Source organism: Pseudomonas sp. SZ40 (assembly GCF_052958135.1).
The window spans coordinates 12,711-30,803 of the sequence record NZ_JBQWIF010000033.1 but is presented as its reverse complement, the minus strand read 5'-3'; the positions used below and the strand labels follow the sequence as shown (position 1 = coordinate 30,803).

20 protein-coding genes are annotated in these 18,093 nt (G+C 62.7%); 14 read left to right on the top strand and 6 right to left on the bottom strand.

Annotated features, from left to right (window positions below; all coding sequences use genetic code 11):
• Positions 1 to 20 precede the first annotated feature (20 nt).
• Entirely contained in the window at positions 21 to 443 is a 423-nt protein-coding gene (locus tag ACT9T4_RS21215) for a VOC family protein (RefSeq protein WP_499118807.1), read from the bottom strand.
• A 119-nt stretch (positions 444 to 562) separates the two neighbouring features.
• Between ACT9T4_RS21215 and gorA the strand changes: the two genes are divergently transcribed.
• The 4 genes from gorA (at position 563) to ACT9T4_RS21195 (ending at position 3,980) form a co-directional block, all read left to right on the top strand.
• The gene (gene gorA, locus ACT9T4_RS21210) at positions 563 to 1,918 is read left to right on the top strand and encodes a glutathione-disulfide reductase (RefSeq protein ID WP_042554608.1); all 1,356 of its coding nucleotides are present in this window, start codon (positions 563 to 565) and stop codon (positions 1,916 to 1,918) included.
• Positions 1,919 to 1,925: 7 nt separating this feature from the next.
• The gene (locus tag ACT9T4_RS21205) at positions 1,926 to 2,549 is read left to right on the top strand and encodes a trimeric intracellular cation channel family protein (protein ID WP_179538110.1); all 624 of its coding nucleotides are present in this window, start codon (positions 1,926 to 1,928) and stop codon (positions 2,547 to 2,549) included.
• A 62-nt stretch (positions 2,550 to 2,611) separates the two neighbouring features.
• Positions 2,612 to 3,604: an FAD-binding oxidoreductase gene (locus ACT9T4_RS21200; protein ID WP_499118804.1), complete on the top strand. Its 993-nt coding sequence runs from the start codon at positions 2,612 to 2,614 to the stop codon at positions 3,602 to 3,604.
• Entirely contained in the window at positions 3,576 to 3,980 is a 405-nt protein-coding gene (locus ACT9T4_RS21195; protein WP_499118802.1) for a hypothetical protein, read from the top strand. Before ACT9T4_RS21200 ends, ACT9T4_RS21195 begins: the two co-directional genes overlap by 29 nt.
• Before the next feature lie 23 nt (positions 3,981 to 4,003).
• On the opposite strand, the gene tcyN is transcribed toward ACT9T4_RS21195, so the two are convergent.
• From tcyN to ACT9T4_RS21175, 4 genes are all read right to left on the bottom strand, one after another.
• On the bottom strand, positions 4,004 to 4,759 hold the full coding sequence (tcyN, locus tag ACT9T4_RS21190; RefSeq protein ID WP_499118800.1) for an L-cystine ABC transporter ATP-binding protein TcyN: 756 nt from the start codon (positions 4,757 to 4,759) through the stop codon (positions 4,004 to 4,006).
• A 26-nt stretch (positions 4,760 to 4,785) separates the two neighbouring features.
• Positions 4,786 to 5,454 (bottom strand): cystine ABC transporter permease, encoded by a 669-nt coding sequence (gene tcyL / locus ACT9T4_RS21185; protein ID WP_042554611.1) that lies wholly within the window; start codon positions 5,452 to 5,454, stop codon positions 4,786 to 4,788.
• Positions 5,451 to 6,248 (bottom strand): cystine ABC transporter substrate-binding protein, encoded by a 798-nt coding sequence (gene tcyJ / locus ACT9T4_RS21180; protein WP_042554612.1) that lies wholly within the window; start codon positions 6,246 to 6,248, stop codon positions 5,451 to 5,453. Before tcyJ ends, tcyL begins: the two co-directional genes overlap by 4 nt.
• A gap of 99 nt (positions 6,249 to 6,347) precedes the next feature.
• On the bottom strand, positions 6,348 to 7,346 hold the full coding sequence (locus tag ACT9T4_RS21175) for a D-cysteine desulfhydrase (protein ID WP_499118797.1): 999 nt from the start codon (positions 7,344 to 7,346) through the stop codon (positions 6,348 to 6,350).
• Between the two features lie 225 nt (positions 7,347 to 7,571).
• Between ACT9T4_RS21175 and ACT9T4_RS21170 the strand changes: the two genes are divergently transcribed.
• Positions 7,572 to 8,351 (top strand): MetQ/NlpA family ABC transporter substrate-binding protein, encoded by a 780-nt coding sequence (locus tag ACT9T4_RS21170; RefSeq protein ID WP_042554614.1) that lies wholly within the window; start codon positions 7,572 to 7,574, stop codon positions 8,349 to 8,351.
• Positions 8,352 to 8,420: 69 nt separating this feature from the next.
• Here ACT9T4_RS21170 and ACT9T4_RS21165 read toward each other — a convergent pair whose 3' ends face one another.
• Positions 8,421 to 9,332: an AraC family transcriptional regulator gene (locus tag ACT9T4_RS21165; protein WP_499118796.1), complete on the bottom strand. Its 912-nt coding sequence runs from the start codon at positions 9,330 to 9,332 to the stop codon at positions 8,421 to 8,423.
• Positions 9,333 to 9,437: 105 nt separating this feature from the next.
• Between ACT9T4_RS21165 and ACT9T4_RS21160 the strand changes: the two genes are divergently transcribed.
• From ACT9T4_RS21160 to ACT9T4_RS21120, 9 genes are all read left to right on the top strand, one after another.
• Positions 9,438 to 9,998 (top strand): carboxymuconolactone decarboxylase family protein, encoded by a 561-nt coding sequence (locus tag ACT9T4_RS21160; RefSeq protein WP_042554616.1) that lies wholly within the window; start codon positions 9,438 to 9,440, stop codon positions 9,996 to 9,998.
• Positions 9,999 to 10,018: 20 nt separating this feature from the next.
• Positions 10,019 to 11,083, top strand: a complete 1,065-nt coding sequence (locus tag ACT9T4_RS21155; protein ID WP_499118794.1) for an acyl-CoA dehydrogenase family protein — start codon at positions 10,019 to 10,021, stop codon at positions 11,081 to 11,083.
• Positions 11,080 to 11,910, top strand: a complete 831-nt coding sequence (locus ACT9T4_RS21150; protein ID WP_179538116.1) for an ABC transporter ATP-binding protein — start codon at positions 11,080 to 11,082, stop codon at positions 11,908 to 11,910. The genes ACT9T4_RS21155 and ACT9T4_RS21150 overlap by 4 nt, the downstream gene beginning before the upstream one ends.
• Positions 11,876 to 13,075 (top strand): ABC transporter substrate-binding protein, encoded by a 1,200-nt coding sequence (locus ACT9T4_RS21145; RefSeq protein ID WP_179538117.1) that lies wholly within the window; start codon positions 11,876 to 11,878, stop codon positions 13,073 to 13,075. The genes ACT9T4_RS21150 and ACT9T4_RS21145 overlap by 35 nt, the downstream gene beginning before the upstream one ends.
• A 5-nt stretch (positions 13,076 to 13,080) precedes the next feature.
• Positions 13,081 to 13,839, top strand: a complete 759-nt coding sequence (locus tag ACT9T4_RS21140) for an ABC transporter permease (protein WP_042554642.1) — start codon at positions 13,081 to 13,083, stop codon at positions 13,837 to 13,839.
• 193 nt (positions 13,840 to 14,032) lie between these two features.
• Positions 14,033 to 14,926 (top strand): TauD/TfdA dioxygenase family protein, encoded by an 894-nt coding sequence (locus ACT9T4_RS21135; RefSeq protein WP_042554620.1) that lies wholly within the window; start codon positions 14,033 to 14,035, stop codon positions 14,924 to 14,926.
• Positions 14,927 to 14,978: 52 nt separating this feature from the next.
• Positions 14,979 to 16,022: an ABC transporter substrate-binding protein gene (locus ACT9T4_RS21130; RefSeq protein WP_179538118.1), complete on the top strand. Its 1,044-nt coding sequence runs from the start codon at positions 14,979 to 14,981 to the stop codon at positions 16,020 to 16,022.
• A gap of 5 nt (positions 16,023 to 16,027) precedes the next feature.
• Entirely contained in the window at positions 16,028 to 16,891 is an 864-nt protein-coding gene (locus tag ACT9T4_RS21125; RefSeq protein WP_042554622.1) for an ABC transporter ATP-binding protein, read from the top strand.
• A 13-nt stretch (positions 16,892 to 16,904) separates the two neighbouring features.
• Positions 16,905 to 17,771 (top strand): ABC transporter permease, encoded by an 867-nt coding sequence (locus ACT9T4_RS21120; protein ID WP_042554623.1) that lies wholly within the window; start codon positions 16,905 to 16,907, stop codon positions 17,769 to 17,771.
• Positions 17,772 to 18,093 lie beyond the last annotated feature (322 nt).

Here is an 18,093-nt window from a genome sequence, read left to right as displayed (position 1 = left end):
TTCGGGCGGTTTTTTCATGTTCAGCTTTCGTTGATCGGCTTGGCGCCTGGCCCCAGCGGCTGGCCGTAGCTGAACTCGATGTAATGACCTGCCGGATCCCGCACACCGCAGTAATAGCCGACCGGGTAGGGCTCGTCACGTTGCGCCCAGACCATGCAACCGGCCGCCTGGGCCTTGGCAGCGATGGCATCGACTGCCTCGCGGCTTTGCAGGGCGAAGCCGAAGTGGCTGTAGTCATTGGCCGCCAGGCGCCGCGGCTCGCCACCGGGCATGATCACGAAGATGAATTCGCTCTCGCGACCTGGCTCGGCCATCCACACGATCTGCGAACCCTTGCCGGGCCTGCGGTGGATGACGTGCATGCCGCAGAAGCCTTCGTAGAAATCGATACAGGCCTGCAAATCGGGGACGTGCAGAGCCAGGTGTGTGAGGATCGGGCGCATACGTAGCTCCTTGTTCTATCGAGACTAGACCGGCCGCATCGAGGATAAGTTTGCGCCATGTGCCAGGCGGGCAGGGCGCTTCGTTTACGGTATGCTCTGCATCTGTTCAGGAGGCTGTGATGACCTACGATTTCGATCTCTTTGTAATCGGTGCCGGTTCCGGCGGTGTACGTGCGGCGCGGTTCTCCGCCGGCTACGGCGCCCGTGTGGCGGTGGCTGAAAGTCGCTATCTGGGCGGTACCTGCGTCAACGTGGGTTGCGTGCCTAAAAAATTGCTGGTGTACGGCGCGCAGTTCGCCGATGAGTTCGAGCAGGCGCAGGGTTTTGGCTGGACGCCCGGCGAGGCCAAGTTCAGTTGGCCGACGCTGATCGCCAACAAGAACCGCGAAATCGAGCGCCTCAATGGCATCTACCGCAAGCTGCTGGTGGGTAGCGGCGTGACCCTGCTCGAGGGCCATGCGCGGCTGCTCGACGAACACAGCGTCGAAGTCGACGGCAAGACCTACAGTGCCGAGCGCATCCTCATCGCCACCGGTGGCTGGCCGCATGTCCCCGATATTCCTGGGCATGAGCATGCGATCAACTCCAACCAGGCGTTCTTCCTGGAAGAGCTGCCCAAGCGCGTAGTGGTGGTCGGCGGTGGCTATATCGCCGTGGAATTCGCTTCGATCTTCAATGGCCTCGGCGCGCAGACGTCGCTGTTGTATCGCGGTGAGCTGTTCCTGCGTGGTTTCGACAATTCCCTGCGCACCCACCTGCATGAAGAACTCGCCAAGCGCGGCCTGGATGTGCAGTTCAACACCGATCTCGCGCGGATCGACAAGCAGGCCGACGGCAGCCTGCAGGCCACCCTGAAGGATGGCCGCACCCTGCAGGCCGATTGCATCTTCTACGCCACCGGGCGCCGGCCGATGCTCGAGAACCTGGGGCTGGAAAACACCACCGTCAGCCTGGATGACAAGGGCTATATCAAGGTCGACGACGAGTACCAGACCACGGCGCCATCGATCCTCGCCATCGGTGACGTGATCGGTCGCGTGCAGTTGACGCCCGTGGCCCTGGCCGAAGGCATGGCCGTGGCGCGTCGTCTGTTCAAGCCGGAGGAGTACCGCAAGGTCGATTATCAGAACATCCCGACTGCGGTGTTCAGCCTGCCGAACATCGGCACGGTCGGGCTGACGGAGGAGCAGGCGCGGGAGGCCGGCCACCAGGTGAAGATCTTCGAAAGCCGCTTCCGGCCGATGAAACTGACCCTGACCGAAAGCGATGAGCGCACGCTGATGAAGCTGGTGGTCGATGCCGACACCGATCGCGTGCTGGGCTGCCACATGGTCGGCCCCGATGCCGGCGAGATCGTCCAGGGCCTGGCCGTCGCCATCAAGGCAGGGGCGACCAAGCAGGTGTTCGACGAAACCATTGGCGTTCACCCGAGCGCGGCCGAGGAATTCGTCACCCTGCGTACCCCGGTGAACTGACTTGTCGATGAGCCAGTTGTTCTACCTTGCGGATCTGTTCGGGGTGGCGGTATTCGCCATCACCGGCGCGCTGATGGCGGGGCGCAAGTCCATGGATCTGTTCGGTGTGCTGGTGATCGCCATCATCACCGCACTCGGCGGCGGTACGCTGCGCGATGTGATCCTCGACAATCATCCGGTCAGCTGGATTCGCAACGACACCTACATTCTGGTCGCTTCGCTGGCTGCCGTGGGCACGGTGATCTGGGTACGCCTGACCCGACCGATTCACGAAAAAGGCCTGCTGATCGCCGATGCCTTCGGGCTGGCTGTGTTCACCGTGATCGGTACCGAAGTCGCCCTGCAGTACGCGATGCCGTCCAGTACGGCGGTGATCATGGGGGTCATGACCGGTGTCGCGGGCGGCGTGATGCGTGACGTGATTTGCAACGAGATCCCGCTGATCTTCAAAAAGGAGATCTACGCCACCGCCTGCCTGGCTGGTGCGGTAACCTTCGTGCTGCTGCGCATGCTGGAAACGCCGCATTGGCTGGACACCGGTATTGCCATGCTGGTGGTTCTGGCGATCCGCCTGGCAGCGATCCGCTGGCACTTCTCGCTACCCCGATTCCACCTGCTCGACCGCGACTGATTCAAGAGGCGGCGAGCTGCTCGATAACGCTGTTACCCATCTGTATTCACCAAGGAAGGTCGATGCGTCGTTTGCTCTTGTGTCTGTGCGTGCTGAGCATGGGCGTCTGCGCTGAGGAGGTGGTCAATGACGTCACCGGCCTCAACCCGGTCGTCGTCGAGCGGGTCGTCGTGCCGCGCAGCGAGCAGGATGTCGTCGAGGCGCTGCGTCGCCATGCCGGGCCGGTCAGTATCGGCGGGGGGCGTTACAGCATGGGTGGGCAGACGGCCTCGGACGGTGCGCTGCAACTGGACATGCGCGGGCTCGATCAGGTACTCGAGTTCTCCGCCGAGCGCCGGGAAATTCGCGTGCAAAGCGGTATCACCTGGCGCGCCATACTCGAATACGTCGATCCTTACGACCTCTCGCCGCAGATCATGCAGTCGTACGCCAACTTCACGGTGGGTGGCTCGCTGTCGGTCAACGTGCATGGTCGTTACGTGGGCGAGGGGCCTATCGCCGGTTCGGTTCGTGCCATTCGCGTGGCGCTCGCCGATGGTCAGGTGGTGGACGCCAGCCCGAGTCAGAACGCCGCGCTGTTCCATGCTGCGATTGGCGGCTACGGTGGCCTCGGAGTGATAGTCGAGGCCACGCTGGGCCTGGTGGAGAACACGCGCATCGCCAGAGAAAGCCAGGTCATGCCCTTGCAGGACTATCGCCCCTGGTTCTATCGCGAGGTCGCCTCCCAGGCGGATCTGGTGATGCACAATGGTATTCTCTATCCCAGTGACTTCTCCACGGTGCGGGCCGTATCCTACCGGCGCACCGAGGCTGCCTTGACCGAAGCGCAGCGGCTGAGCCCCAGGCAGCAGGGGAGCTCTATGCAGCGCGCGGGGATCCGTCTCAGCGGTTCCTCCTCGGGCATCAAGCTGCGTGAGGCGGCGCTCGATCCTCTGCTGTTTCGCAGCCCCAAGGTGCAGTGGCGCAACCATGAGGCCAGCCTCGATGTCAGCGAGCTGGAGCCGATATCCGGGCCGGGCTTCAGTTATGTATTTCGTGCCGCCGGCACAGCTTGAGCGCTTCATCGGTGAGCTGGCGCGCCTGACCCATCAGCACCGGGCCACGCTGATCAACGTCTCCATTCGCCATGCCAAGGCTGACCCGGATACCTTGCTGAGCTGGGCGCCCGAGGAGGTTTTCGCTCTGGTGCTCTACTACCGGCAGGGCAGCTCGGACGGCGAGCGGCAGAAAGCCGCAGCCTGGACCCAGGACCTGATAGCCGCAGCCCTGCGCTGTGGCGGGCGGCATTACCTGCCTTATCAGATTCACGCCAGCCGCGAGCAATTTCTCCAGGCTTATCCGCGGGCGCCGGAGTACTTCGAACTCAAACGCCAGCTGGATCCCACCTACAGGTTTCGCAACCGTCTGTGGGACGCCTATTACCCTCGGTAATTATCCAGAGCGAAGCTTCTCGATCACTTCACGGCATCGCCGAGAAACTTGCTGAGAAACTGCTGGGTACGCGCCTGCTTGGGCGCGCTGAACAGCTCGCGGGCATCACCCTGTTCGACTATCACGCCCTTGTCGATGAAGATGGCTCGGTTGGCCACGTCCCGGGCGAAGCTCATCTCGTGGGTGACGATGACCAGGGTGCGATTCTCCTCGGCCAGGGCGCGGATGGTCGCCAGTACTTCACCGACCAGTTCCGGGTCCAGCGCCGAGGTGGGTTCGTCGAACAGGATCACGTCCGGTTCCATGGCCAGCGCACGGGCAATCGCCACACGCTGCTGCTGGCCGCCGGACAGGCGCTTCGGAAAGGCGTCCTCCTTGCCTGCCAGGCCGACCTTGGCCAGCAACTGCCGGCCTCGTTCCAGGGCCACGTGGCGCGGTTGTTTCTTGACCACCACCGGGCCTTCGATGACGTTTTCCAGCGCGGTGCGGTGCGGGAACAGATTGAAGTTCTGGAAGACGAAACCCACGTGCTGACGCAGCTTGCGGATCAGCCCCTGTTGCTGGCCCATCGGCTTGCTGGCGTCGATCTCGACGTCACCGACGCGAATGCTGCCGCCATCCGGTGTTTCCAGCAGGTTCAGGCAGCGCAGCAGGGTGGTCTTGCCCGAGCCGCTGGGGCCGATGATGGCGACCACTTCGCCAGGCGCGATATTCAGGTCGATGCCATCGAGCACGGTCTGGCCTTTGAAGGCCTTGGTCAGGTTGCGAACGGTGATCATGCTTCTGCTCGTGTCCGGTAGAGCCATCAGTTTTCCGCCTCGTGGCGGTTGACCCGCGCTTCCAGGCGGTTCTGCAGATGCGCCAGTACGCTGGAGAGTATCCAGTAGATCAAGGTGGCCGCGAGGTACATGGTGAAGACCTCATAGGTGCGGGCAGTGATCAACTGGGCCTGGCGGAACAGCTCCGGCACCTGGATGGTCGCCGCCAAGGCGGTGTCCTTGACCAGCGAGATGAAGCTATTGCCCAGCGGCGGCAGGGCGGTGCGCATCGCCTGCGGCAGAATGGCACGCATCATCGTCTGGGTCCTGCTCATGCCAATGCTGGCTGCCGCTTCCCACTGGCCGCGATCGATCGAGGCAATGGCTGCACGCATGATCTCTGCAACGTAGGCTGCCATGTTCAGAGAAAAACCGATCAGGGCGGCGGTCAACGGTTCCAGTTGCACACCCAGTTCAGGCAGGCCGAAGTAGATGATGAACAACTGCACCAGCAGCGGCGTACCCCGGAAGAACGAGATGTACACCCTGGCCAACCAACCCAGTGGCGCAATGGCGTAGAGCCTGACCAGGGCAAGTCCGAACCCCAGCAGCATGCCGAAAAACATGCCGCCGAGGCTCAGTACGATTGTCCAGACGGCTCCCTTGAGCAGGAAAGGTAAGGAATCCAGAACCAACTGGAGGCTGTCTTGCATCATTGCGTGACGTCAGCCTTGAACCATTTTTCAGAAAGTTGTTTCAAGGTGCCGTCGCCGCGCAGCTTCTCGATGGCCTTGTTGATGGCCGCCAGCAGCTCAGGATTGCCTTTGCGCAGTGCGATCCCCGATTCCTGACGGGAGAAAGCGTCACCGGCAACGGCCATGCGCTCACCCGTCTTGGCGACCATTTCGAATGCGGCCAGGCGGTCGACGAGAACCACATCGATGCGCCCGACATTGAGGTCCTGGAACTTGGTCGGATCATCATCGTAAGTACGGATGTCGGCCTGCGGAACGTTCTCTTTCAGCCACTGCTCGTAGTTGGTACCAAGGCCAACACCGACCTTTTTACCAGCCAGGTCCGCTGCAGTCTTGACGCTGGCGGCATCGCTCTTGCGGGTAAGAGCCTGGATGCCCGAGACGGTGTAAGGGGTCGAGAAATCGTACTTTTTCTTGCGCTCGTCGGAGATGGTGACCTGATTGACCACTATGTCGATGCGACCCGACTCCAGAGACGCCAGAATGCCGTCCCACTTGGTCGGCTGAAAACTGACTTTCACGCCCAGTTCCTTGGCCAGCGCTTCGGAAAGGTCCACCTCGAACCCGGCGAGCTTGCCGCTTTCGTCCTGAAAGTTGAACGGCGGGTAGGTGCCTTCGAGGCCCACCTTGATGCTGCCGCTGTCCTTGATCTTCTGCAGATCGTCGGCAGCGTATGCCTGGCTACCGAGGCCGGCGCAGAGGGCCAGGCCGAAACTGCCGATAAGGAACTGGCGACGCAGTGTTGCGAAAGTCATAGCTGAACCTCGGGTCTTGTTGTGTGTGGAAGTGCGGCAACTCTAATGGTTCTAGATATATTCTATAAAATAATAAAAAATTATTTGCATATGCCATTTTTATGGCGTCAGGGATTGATACGCGAACAATGCCGGTGCACCGCCGGTATGCAGGAACACGATCGGCTTGCCTTCTGCGAATTCGCCTTTCTGTACGCCATCCAGCAGCCCCGCAAATGCCTTGCCCGTGTAAACCGGGTCGAGCAGCAATCCCTGGCTGCTGGCGAGTAAACGAATCGCATCGAGTGTACCGGTATTCGGTTCGCCGTAGCGGGGGCCGTAATACTCATCCCACAGCTCGATGGACAAATTGTCCGGCACGCTGATGCCCAGCAGTTCGGCGGTTCGTTGCACCAGTCCCAGTACCTTCGGGCGCTGCAGGTCTGCAGGCCGTGAGACGGTGATGCCGAGCACACGCCAATCGGGTAGCAAGTGGGCCAACGCCAGCGCCATGCCCGCATGAGTCGCTCCGCTTCCGGAAGCCACTACCATCGTGCCGCTATCGAGCCCCAGCGCATTGACTTGCTCTGCGAACTCCAGCCCAGCCTTGACGTAACCCAATGTGCCCAGCGCATTGGATCCGCCAATCGGGATCACGTAAGGGTGCTTGCCGGTGGCACGCAGGCGCTCGGCCTTGGCCACCAGCATCACGTCCGGCTCGTTCAGGTTGTCGACGATCTCCACTCGCGTGCCGAACAGATCCAGCAGCAGGCGGTTGCCGTTATGCAGGTAGTTCTGCTCTTGGGTATCGATGGGGTTTTCCAGCAAGGCGACGCAGGCCAGGCCCAGCTTGGCAGCCAGTGCCGCAGTCTGCCGCACGTGATTGGACTGGATCGCACCGGCGGTGATCAGCGTATCGGCTTGCTGCGCCAGTGCATCGGCCCCGAGGTACTCCAGCTTGCGCGCCTTGTTGCCGCCGAGGGCAAACAGGGTCAGGTCATCGCGTTTGACGTAGATGTCCCGGCCAACGTGGTGTGAGAGGCGCACCAGGTGTTGCAGCGGAGTGGCATGGGGTACCAGTTCGAGGCGCTCGAATCGGCTCAGAGCTTCACTGATCATGGGGGGATTCACTGCCGAAAAGGAGGATGAATATCACTTTAGAAGTGACAGCCCGAAACACAACAAGTGCGTAAGCTTCTACTTATTCTCAAAAGAAATATAGGAATGAATTAAAAGTATTTTCATCGTATATCTGCGCGCCGTATCTTCAGCGCGCCGTCCTACCCTGTGCGGCCGACCACCACCATGCCGATGTCGATCCACCGGCAACTACCGAGAACAATCATGAAAAAAACGCTTCTGTTGGCTGCATTGGCCTCCGTCCTGGCTACCCAGGCATTCGCCGCTGAAAAACTCACCGTAGCGGCAACGCCGGTTCCCCATGCCGAGATTCTCGAGCTGATCAAGCCGAAGCTGGCCGCGGAAGGCATTGATCTGCAGATCAAGGTTTTCACCGACTACGTGCAGCCCAACCTGCAGGTCGAGCAGAAGCAACTCGATGCCAACTACTTCCAGACCAAACCGTATCTGGACAGCTTCAACGAAAGCCGCGGTACCCACCTGGTGATCGTCAAGGGCGTACACGTCGAGCCTTTCGGCGGCTATTCGCGCAAGTACAAGAGCCTGAAGGAATTGCCGGACGGCGCGACCATCGCCATCCCCAACGAGGCCAGCAACAGTGGCCGTGCGCTGCAACTGCTGCAGCACGCAGGTCTGCTGACCCTGAAAGACCCGGCCAACATCCAGGCAACGCCGAAGGACCTGGCCACCAACCCGCACAACTTCAAGTTCAAGCAGCTCGAAGCGGCCATGCTGCCGCGCGTGCTGGATCAGGTCGACCTGGCGCTGATCAACACCAACTACGCGCTGGAAGCCAAGCTCAATCCGAACAAGGATGCCCTGGTGCTGGAAAACAAGGATTCGCCGTACGTGAACTACCTGGTAGCACGCCCAGACAACCAGAACAGCGAAGCCATCAAGAAGCTGGCTGACGCCCTGACCAGCCCGGACGTGAAAGCCTTCATCGAGAAGAAGTACTCCGGTGCTGTAGTCCCTGCTTTCTAAAACGCGGCGAGCTCACCCTCGCTGACACAAACGCCGACAGAGCCTTCGCTTCTGTCGGCGTTTTTGTTTTCAGGGTGTCGTAGCGCCGTTGAACTGTTTGCGAAATGCCCCAGGCAATATGCCGGTTACCTTGGCGAACGCTCGAGTGAAGGCCGCTACCGACTGATAGCCCACGGCTTCGGCGACGTCTGCCACGGCGACTCCTTGCTTGAGCAGCCGGGTGGCCTGGCGAACCCGCAGGCTGATCAGCATCTGCCCGGGCGAGGTGCCCGAGAGTTCCTGAAAGCGCTTGCAGAACGCCGAGCGCGACAGCCCGGTGTAGCTGGCCATTTCCTCCATGGGCCAGCTGTGTTCGGGGCGCGCGATGAGCTGTTCGATCAGCGCGCTGAATTGGGGCTGACGGGCCAGGCCCAGCAGGCCGCCGAGTTGTTCGGCCTGACCCTGTTCACGCAGGACGTAGAGAAACAGCAGATGGCTGAGCCGTTCGAGGAAGGCATCGGAAGGGCCATCGCCGCGCGCGCACTCGTCGAGAATCAGCTCGAACAGCCGGCGCGCCGCACTCAGCGACGGATCACCGGCACGCAGCACCAGAAAGGCCGGCAACGCCTGCAGGATCAGGCTGCTCAGGCCCGGGCGGAAATGGAAGAATCCGCAGACCAGGCCGACGCCCTCACGGGGCTGCAGCGGTTGCATCGCCACCTTGGGGCTGCAGCGTGCTGCGTCGGCAGCCGCCGCATTGGACAGGCGATAGCGAATGTCATGGAGCAGAAACACCGCATCGCCTGCATGCAGCGCCACGGGCTCGCCGCCATCGTCCAGGTGCAACCAGCAGTCACCGTGCAACAGCACATGAAAGCTGGCCCTGGCCAGGCCATGGGTACTGGCCTGCCAGTTGCCGCAATAACGACCGACATGGAACAGGCTGGCGTCCAGTTCCAGGCTCTCTAATAACCATTCAAAAGGGGGCAGGGACGAATTCATCTAATGAAAAGACTCAAGAGCAAGTAATAGCGACTTTCTCATATTGTTGGGCTTTCTTATAACCAAGAAAATGGATCGTAATTCGCTCAACCCAGGAGTTATCCCATGTCTCGCGTGACCTTGCATACCGTGGAAACCGCTCCCGTAGAGGCCCAGCCTTTTCTGCGCAACGCCCAGGCCGCTTCCGGGTTCGTTCCCAACCTGCTGGCGGTGCTCGCCAATGCGCCGGCCGCGCTGGAAACCTACGTCACCGTCTCCGGCCTGAACGGCAAGGCCAGCCTCGGCCTGGCGGAACGCGAAGTGATCCAGCTGATCGCCGCCACCACCCACGGCTGCGCCTTCTGCGTGGCCGGCCACACGGCGGTCGCCAGCAACAAGGCCAAATTGCCTGCCGAGGTCGTCGAGGCATTGCGTGCCCGCGGCGAGCTGCCGGACGCCCGTTACGAAACCCTGGCGCAGTTCACTCGCGAGGTCATCGCCACCCGCGGCAATGTCAGCGACGCGGCGTACCAGGCATTTCTCCAGGCAGGCTTCACCGAGGGCCAGGCCCTGGAGGTGATTCTCGGGGTGAGTCTGGCCACCTTGTGCAACTTCGCCAACAGCTTCGCTCACACCCCGCTCAACCCGGAGCTGGAGCGTTATCGCTGGGACCAGGCCGGCGCGTGAGCCGCAGAGGAGATTTCGCCATGCTGGATGCCAACCTGAGCCGCTGGCTCGACGAACAGGCCGGGGCACTGGACGGCGGCCAGTGCGATGCCGAGGCCGTGCTGCCGCAACTGGCGGCTGCCGGTGTGCTGCGCCTTGGCGTGCCGAAAGCGCTGGGCGGCGAGGGTGGCCATGTGGTCGACGCCTTGCGTGCGATAGCCGATGTGGCCAGCCATTCGTTGACGGCCGCCTTCGTGTTCTGGGGGCAGCGGGCGTTCATCGAATATCTGCTGCAGGGCGACAACCCGGCGTTGCGCGAGCGCCTGCTGCCTGCGCTGCTCGCTGGCGAACAGGCCGGCGCCACCGGGCTGTCGAACGCCATGAAGTACCTGTCGGGGATTGAGGAACTGGGCGTCAGTGCCACGCCTATCGACGACGGCTGGATCCTGAATGGACGGCTGCCCTGGGTCACCAATCTGCGCAAGAGCGGCTTCGTGGTGGCGGCAGCGATCGATCTGCCTGATGCCCAGCCGTTCGTGGCGGCATTTCCGGGAGATCTGGATGGTGTCGGGCGCAGCGAGGACCTGCAACTGCTCGGCCTGCAATCCAGCAACACCGCGGCGCTGCAGTTGCACCAGGCGCAACTGCAGCGCGAATGGCTGATCGCTGCCGACGCCAGGCGCTTTCTGCCGCAGGTCCGCCCGGCCTTCCTGGGCCTGCAGTGCGGGCTGTCGATAGGGCTGGCAGAGCGCGCACTGGCTGAGGTACGTGGGGCGCTGGCGCAGCGCTCGATCCTGCATGGCGATTACGAACGACTGGCGAGCACCCTGAGTCTCGAGCGCTTGCGCCTGGAGCAAGGCTTGCATGACGGCACCTTCCTCGCGCAACCATCGGCGCTGTTCGCCCTGCGCATCGGCCTGGCCGAGCGCGTCGCTGACGCTCTGCAACTGGAACTGCAGGCCAGTGGCGGGCGCGCCTATCTGCAGCCCCATGGCGATGGTTTCGCCAGGCGCTGGCGGGAGTCGGCCTTCGTGCCGGTGGTCACCCCCAGCCTGGTGCAACTGCGTGCCGAGCTGCAGAAGAAAGCCGCCCAGGTGTCGGCGTGAGCACGGTACTGCAGGCCCGGGACATCGGCCTCGCTTACCCGCAGGGCAAGGGCTGGCAGCAAGTGCTCGAAGGTTTTCAGCTCGATCTGCAGGCTGGCGAGGTGGTGAGCATCCTCGGCCCCAGCGGCGTAGGTAAATCCAGCCTGCTGCGGGTGCTGGCCGGTCTGCAGCAGCCGAGCCAGGGCAGGGTGGAACTGTTCGGCGAAACCTTGCGAGGCCCGCATCCGCGGGTGGCGGTGGCCTTTCAGGATCCGTCGCTGCTGCCTTGGCTGACGCTGGAAAGGAACGTCGCCTTCGGCCTGGATTTCGCTCGGCAGCCGCGTCGTGAGCCAGCCCAGCGCGAGGCGTTGATCGAGCGCGCCATCGCTGCGGTGGGCCTGAGCGAGGCCCGCGGCCGCTATCCGGCGCAGCTGTCCGGTGGTATGGCACAGCGCACCGCGCTGGCTCGCTGCCTGGCGCGCGAGCCGCACGTGCTGCTGCTCGACGAACCCTTTGGTGCCCTGGACGAAGTGACCCGGGCACAGATGCAGCAGTTGTTGCTGCAGATCATCCGTGAACAGCGCACCGCAGCCGTGCTGATCACCCATGACATCGATGAAGCGCTGCTGCTCTCCGAACGTATTCTGCTACTGGGCGACACCCCGGCGCGCACGTTGGGCGAGTGGCACATCGACCTGCCGCACCCCCGTGCGGATCTGGTCGACGAGCTTGGCGCGCTACGCGTCGACATCCTCAAAACCCTACGGCGGGCGAGCCGCGATCACGCACCCTCACCCCTGCAGGAGCCACAGCATGTGCCTGGACGATCCGACCCATTCCCGACGTGACATTCTCAAACTCGCCACACTGCTGACCGCAGCCGGTGCCTTGCCTTTGCTCAACAGCCTGCAGGCGCGGGCGGCCAGCGAGCCCGACGCGCCGGTGCGTATCGGCTACCTGCCGATCACCGACGCCACGCCGCTGCTGGTGGCGCACAACAACGGCCTGTTCGAGGCCGAAGGCATCAAATCCGAGCGCCCGGTCCTGTTGCGTAGTTGGGCCCAGGTGATCGAGGCGTTCATCTCCGGCCAGGTGAATGTCATTCACCTGTTGTCGCCGATGACCGTCTGGGCGCGATACGGCAGCAAGGTGCCGGCCAAGGTGGTGGCCTGGAACCATGTCGGCGGCTCGGGCCTGACCGTGGCGCCGGACATCACCGATGTGAAGCAACTGGGCGGAAAGACCGTGGCCATCCCGTTCTGGTATTCGATCCATAACGTGGTGGTGCAACAGCTGCTGCGAGATGCCGGCCTGACGGCGGTGAGCAAGGCGACCACCGCCAGTCTCGCCGCCAACGAGGTCAACCTGATCGTGCTGGCGCCTTCGGACATGCCGCCGGCCCTGGCCAGCAAACGCATCGCCGGCTATATCGTCGCCGAGCCGTTCAACGCCCTGGCGGAAAACCTCAAGGTTGGCCGTATCCAGCGCTTCACGGGTGACGTATGGCGCAACCACGCCTGCTGCGTGGTGTTCATGCACGAACACGACCTGAACAACCGACCGGAGTGGTCGCAGAAGGTCGTCAACGCCATCGTCAAGGCGCAGTTGTGGACCCGAGACCACCGCGAGGAGGCCGCGCAGTTGCTGTCCAAGGACGGTAGCAATCGCTACACGCCACACACCCCGCAAGTGCTCAAGCAGGTCCTGGCCCCCGCGGCCAGCGAGCGTGAAGCCTACCTGGCCAGCGGCGCGATCCAGCACGGTGACTGGGCTGACAAGCGCATCGACTTCCAGCCCTATCCGTTCCCCAGCTACACCGAGGAACTGGTTCGTCGCCTGAAGGGCACCCTGATCGAGGGCAATAATGGCTTTCTCGCCAACCTCGACCCGGCGGCCACCGCCCGGGATCTGGTCGATGATCGTTTCGTACGCACGGCCATCGAAGCGGTTGGCGGCCTCAAGGCATTCGGCGCACCGGACAGCTTCGAGCGGGTCGAGGAGATTACCGTTTGATCAACCTGCTACGTACACACGCCGGGCCCTGGGGGCTTGGCGTGCTTGGATTGCTGAGCCTGTTCGGTCTGTGGTGGCTGGCGCTGGCGTTGTTCAGCAGTGGCGAGGGCCTGGCAGCACTGTTCACGCCGCAGGCCACCCTGGTCAGCCTGATCGAACTGCTGCAGCGTCCGGAGCTTGCCGAGCACGTCCTGGTGAGCCTCCGGCGTATTTTCATCGGTTTGGGCCTGGCATTGCTCATCGGTGTGCCACTGGGCTTGCTGGTGGGCAGTCTGCGTCATCTGGAATGGGCGACCACGCCGGCATTCCAGTTCCTGCGCATGATCTCGCCACTGTCGTGGATGCCCATCGCGGTGATGCTGATGGGCGTCGGTGATCAGCCAATCTACTTCCTGCTGGCCTTTGCCGCCGTGTGGCCGATCCTGCTCAATACCGCCGCTGGCGTGAAGCAGCTCGACAGCCGCTGGCTGCAGTTGGCACGCAGCCTCAGCGCGACGCGCCGGGAAACCCTGCTGCGGGTGATCCTGCCCGGCATCGTCGGCCACGTGCTGACCGGCGTGCGCCTAGCCATCGGCATTCTCTGGATCGTGCTGGTGCCCTGCGAGATGCTCGGCGTCAGTGCCGGGCTGGGTTACTACATCCTCGACACACGCGACCGCCTGGCCTACTCGGAGCTGATGGCGATGGTGCTGTTGATCGGCGTGCTGGGCTTTCTGCTCGATGCCGCTGCGAGGTGGCTGCATGGGCGCTGGAGTCACGTCTAGCGCCATGCTGGCGTACCGACGATCCAGCCATAAGTTAATTCTAAAACGATATTTAAAAGGAGATTCTTATATCTATATAGTTCGCCCATGCGTACCCGCTGGCTAACCGGCGCGCCGCACGACTGAATACAGGTGCCGAACACCTGCTTCTGAGATGCGCCTTGCTGGCGCCCTTACGTGTGGAGTTGCGCGAATGTCTGCCGTGTCCTTGAGTTCTGCCAATCACCAGCCAACGCAGAATTTTGAAGTACGCCCCTTTTCCGCTGCAGTCGGTGCCGAGATCGTCGGTCTCGACCTCAGCCGCCCGTTGAACGACGCTGATTTCGCCCGCGTTCACCGGGCTCACCTCGACCACAACGTCGTGGTGTTCCGCGACCAGCGCATTACCCCTCAGCAGCAGATCGATTTCAGCCGTCGTTTCGGCGTGTTGCAGATCCACGTGCTCAAGCAGTTCCTGCTGGCCAACCACCCGGAAGTCTTCATCATTTCCAACATCGTCGAGAACGGTCAGCCGATCGGTCTGGGCGATGCCGGCAAGTTCTGGCACTCGGATCTGTCCTACAAGGAATTCCCCAGCCTGGGTTCCATGCTGCTCGCCCAGGAGCTGCCGGAAGAGGGTGGCGACACGCTGTTCGCCAGCCAGCAACTGGCCTACGAGACACTGCCATCCGAGCTGCGCCAGGCCATCGATGGCAAGCGTGCGGCGCATTCCTACACCGCCCGCTATGCCGATGAAGTGTTCAAGGGCATCCGCCGCCCGACACTCACCGAGGCGCAGTTGGCCGAGGTCAAGGCCGTGATCCATCCGGTGGTGCGTACCCACCCGGAAACCGGGCGCAAGGGCCTGTTCGTCAACGAGAACTTCACCACCCACATTCTCGACGTCCCCGAGGACGAGAGCCGGCAGATCCTCACCGAGCTCTACGCCCACAGCGCGAAGCCCGAATTCATCTACCGCCACCAGTGGCAGCCGAACGACATGGTGTTCTGGGACAACCGCGCGCTGATCCATCTGGCGACCGGCTGCCCGAGCCATCTGCGTCGGCGCATGCACCGCACCACGATCCAGGGTGATGTTCCTTTTTAGACGCCTCACCCCGTTGTAACCCTATTTCTGCACCTTTGACTGGAGCCTCGACATGTCGGCAGGTAAGCGCTTTCCCTCTGTTCCCCGTTTTGGCCGCCTCGCCGGTGGCATCGCCCTGAGTCTGAGCTTGCTGGCAGGCAGCCTGGCGGCGCCGCAAGTCGCTCACGCCGAGGGGCAGATCCGCATCGCAGAGCAGTTCGGCATCGTTTACCTGCTGCTCAACGTGGTGCGTGATCAGCAACTGATCGAGAAGCATGGCAAGGCCGAAGGCCTGGACATCAAGGTCGACTGGCAGCAGCTCTCTGGCGGTTCGGCGGTCAACGATGCGCTGCTGTCCGGTGCCATCGATATCGCTGGTGCCGGTATTGGCCCGCTGCTGACCGTGTGGGATCGCACCCACGGTCGCCAGAACGTCAAGGGCGTGGCTTCGCTCGGCAACTTCCCGTACTACCTGCTGAGCAACAACCCCAAGGTCAAGACCATCGCCGATTTCACCGAGAAGGATCGCATCGCCGTTCCGGCGGTGGGCGTGTCGGTGCAATCGCGCTTCCTGCAGTACGCCGCCGCCAAGCAGTGGGGCGACCAGGAATTCAACCGCCTGGACAAATATACCGTGGCGCTGCCGCACCCGGACGCCACGGCGTCCCTGAAGGCGGGGGGCACCGAACTGACCGGGCATTTCTCCAATCCGCCGTTCCAGAATCAGGCGCTGGAAAATCCGGACGTGCACGTGGTGCTCGATACCTACGAACTGCTCGGCCCGAACTCGCCGACGGTGCTGTATTCCACCGAGAAATTCCGCAACGACAACCCCAAGACCTACAAGGCCTTCGTCGGTGCATTGGCCGAAGCAGCCGATTTCGCCCAGAAGGACAAGGGCGCGGCCGCGGACACCTACATCCGCGTTACCGGCGCCAAGATCAGCCGTGAGGATCTGCTGAAGATCATCGACAACGATCAGTTCCAGTTCACCGTCACCCCCACCAATACCTATCCGCTGGCCGACTTCCTGCACCGTGTCGGCGCCATCAAAAACAAACCGGCCACCTGGCAGGACTACTTCTTCGAAGACGCCGCCATCGGTCAGGGAAGCTGAAAACCATGAATGCCCCTCTGCAAGGCCACACGGCCAGCACGCTGAATCCAGGCGCCTTCGACACCGTTCTGCAGGTGGAGAAGGTCAGCCTCGAGTACCGCACCCCGCAGCGCGTCGTACGCGCCACCCACGAAGTCAGCTTCGAGGTGGATCGTGCCGATCGTTTCGTGCTGCTAGGCCCATCCGGCTGCGGTAAATCCACGTTGCTCAAGGCGGTCGCCGGGTTCATCGAACCAGTGGGCGGCAGCATCCGTCTCGACGGCGCCCAGGTACGCGAACCGGGCCCGGATCGCATCGTGGTGTTCCAGGAGTTCGATCAACTGCCGCCCTGGAAGACGGTAAAGCAGAACGTGATGTTCCCGCTGCTGGCCTCGCGCACCCTGGGTCGCAAGGACGCCGAGGAGCGCGCCCTGCATTATCTGGAGAAGGTCGGCCTGGCCGCCTTCGCCGATGCCTATCCGCACACCCTGTCCGGCGGCATGAAAGCCCGTGTGGCCATCGCCCGGGCACTGGCCATGCAGCCGAAGATCCTGCTGATGGACGAGCCCTTCGCCGCCCTCGATGCCCTGACGCGGCGCAAGATGCAGGAGGAGTTGCTGGAGCTGTGGGAGGAGGTGCGCTTCACCTTGCTGTTCGTCACCCACTCCATCGAAGAGGCGCTGATCGTCGGTAACCGCATTCTGCTGCTGTCACCCCATCCGGGGCGGGTGAGGGCGGAGATCAACAGCCATCAGTTCGACCTGCACAGCCTCGGTGGTGTGGGCTTCCAACAGACCGCGCAACGCATCCATCGCCTGCTGTTCGACGAGGAGGTCGACAGCGGCCAAGGCGCCGAGCTGGGCTTCCACGATATCCGCATCGCCTACTGAGGAGATTGAAACCATGAGTCTTTCCCCCGCACGGCGTGAGGAATACGAAATCCCCCTGCAACCGTTGCCTGGCCTCAAGGTCGAGCGCGAGCTGTCTCTGGGGCAGCGCCTCTGGCAACAGGGCTGGCTGCGCAAGTCGGTGATCCTGCTTGGCCTGGCGCTGATCTGGGAGCTCGCGGCCCGTTACCAGGGCAATGACCTGCTGCTGCCCAGCTTCCTGCAGACCGCACGCGCCTTCATCGAAGGCGTGGGCACTGGCGAGCTGGTGGAGAAGACCGCCATTTCCCTGTCGGTGCTGGTCAAGGGTTACCTGATCGGCATCGGCATGGCCTTCCTGCTCACCACCCTGGCGGTGTCGACACAGTTGGGCCGTGATCTGCTTTCCACCCTGACCTCGATGTTCAACCCGCTGCCTGCCATCGCGCTGCTGCCGCTGTCGCTGCTGTGGTTCGGCCTGGGCGAGAACAGCCTGATCTTCGTGCTGGTGCACTCGGTGCTGTGGGCGCTGGCGCTCAATACCTACGCGGGTTTTCTCGGCGTTTCGGAAACCCAGCGCATGGCCGGGCGCAACTATGGCCTCAAGGGCCTGCGCTTCGTGCTGTTCATTCTGGTGCCCGCTGCGCTGCCGTCGATCCTTGCCGGCCTGAAGATCGGCTGGGCCTTCGCCTGGCGCACGCTGATCGCCGCCGAGCTGGTGTTCGGTGCGTCCAGCGGCAAGGGCGGCCTGGGCTGGTACATCTTCCAGAACCGTAACGAGCTGTACACCGACAAGGTGTTCGCAGGTCTGGCCGCGGTGATCCTGATCGGGCTGCTGGTGGAGAACCTGGTGTTCGCCACCCTGGAACGCGTCACCGTCAAGCGCTGGGGGATGCAGCGCTGATACGCAGGGGGCACGTCACCGATCTACCTGGACAGCACGAGTCGTAGGGCGGGCTTCAGCGCACCAGTTGGAAGCACTGTCGGTGGGCTGAAGCCCACCCTACAAGCTGATACGCAGGGGCACGTCACCGACCTACCTGTACAGCACGAGTCGTAGGGTGGGCTTCAGCGCACCAGTTGGAAGCACCGTTGGTGGGCTGAAGCCCACCCTACAAGGGGCACTTCACCTATCTACCTGTGCAGCACGAGTCGTAGGGTGGGCTTTAGCCCACCAGTTGGAGGCACCGTTGGTGGGCTGAAGCCCACCCTACATGCGGAACCGG

Excerpts from the sequence above, each read along its gene's own strand:
- ACT9T4_RS21215 (WP_499118807.1), bottom strand. The coding sequence starts at position 443 with ATGCGCCCGATCCTCACACACCTGGCTCTGCACGTCCCCGATTTGCAG.
- gorA (WP_042554608.1), top strand. The coding sequence starts at position 563 with ATGACCTACGATTTCGATCTCTTTGTAATCGGTGCCGGTTCCGGCGGT.
- ACT9T4_RS21205 (WP_179538110.1), top strand. The coding sequence starts at position 1,926 with ATGAGCCAGTTGTTCTACCTTGCGGATCTGTTCGGGGTGGCGGTATTC.
- ACT9T4_RS21200 (WP_499118804.1), top strand. The coding sequence starts at position 2,612 with ATGCGTCGTTTGCTCTTGTGTCTGTGCGTGCTGAGCATGGGCGTCTGC.
- ACT9T4_RS21195 (WP_499118802.1), top strand. The coding sequence starts at position 3,576 with ATGTATTTCGTGCCGCCGGCACAGCTTGAGCGCTTCATCGGTGAGCTG.
- tcyN (WP_499118800.1), bottom strand. The coding sequence starts at position 4,759 with ATGATCACCGTTCGCAACCTGACCAAGGCCTTCAAAGGCCAGACCGTG.
- tcyL (WP_042554611.1), bottom strand. The coding sequence starts at position 5,454 with ATGATGCAAGACAGCCTCCAGTTGGTTCTGGATTCCTTACCTTTCCTG.
- tcyJ (WP_042554612.1), bottom strand. The coding sequence starts at position 6,248 with ATGACTTTCGCAACACTGCGTCGCCAGTTCCTTATCGGCAGTTTCGGC.
- ACT9T4_RS21175 (WP_499118797.1), bottom strand. The coding sequence starts at position 7,346 with ATGATCAGTGAAGCTCTGAGCCGATTCGAGCGCCTCGAACTGGTACCC.
- ACT9T4_RS21170 (WP_042554614.1), top strand. The coding sequence starts at position 7,572 with ATGAAAAAAACGCTTCTGTTGGCTGCATTGGCCTCCGTCCTGGCTACC.
- ACT9T4_RS21165 (WP_499118796.1), bottom strand. The coding sequence starts at position 9,332 with ATGAATTCGTCCCTGCCCCCTTTTGAATGGTTATTAGAGAGCCTGGAA.
- ACT9T4_RS21160 (WP_042554616.1), top strand. The coding sequence starts at position 9,438 with ATGTCTCGCGTGACCTTGCATACCGTGGAAACCGCTCCCGTAGAGGCC.
- ACT9T4_RS21155 (WP_499118794.1), top strand. The coding sequence starts at position 10,019 with ATGCTGGATGCCAACCTGAGCCGCTGGCTCGACGAACAGGCCGGGGCA.
- ACT9T4_RS21145 (WP_179538117.1), top strand. The coding sequence starts at position 11,876 with ATGTGCCTGGACGATCCGACCCATTCCCGACGTGACATTCTCAAACTC.
- ACT9T4_RS21135 (WP_042554620.1), top strand. The coding sequence starts at position 14,033 with ATGTCTGCCGTGTCCTTGAGTTCTGCCAATCACCAGCCAACGCAGAAT.
- ACT9T4_RS21130 (WP_179538118.1), top strand. The coding sequence starts at position 14,979 with ATGTCGGCAGGTAAGCGCTTTCCCTCTGTTCCCCGTTTTGGCCGCCTC.
- ACT9T4_RS21125 (WP_042554622.1), top strand. The coding sequence starts at position 16,028 with ATGAATGCCCCTCTGCAAGGCCACACGGCCAGCACGCTGAATCCAGGC.
- ACT9T4_RS21120 (WP_042554623.1), top strand. The coding sequence starts at position 16,905 with ATGAGTCTTTCCCCCGCACGGCGTGAGGAATACGAAATCCCCCTGCAA.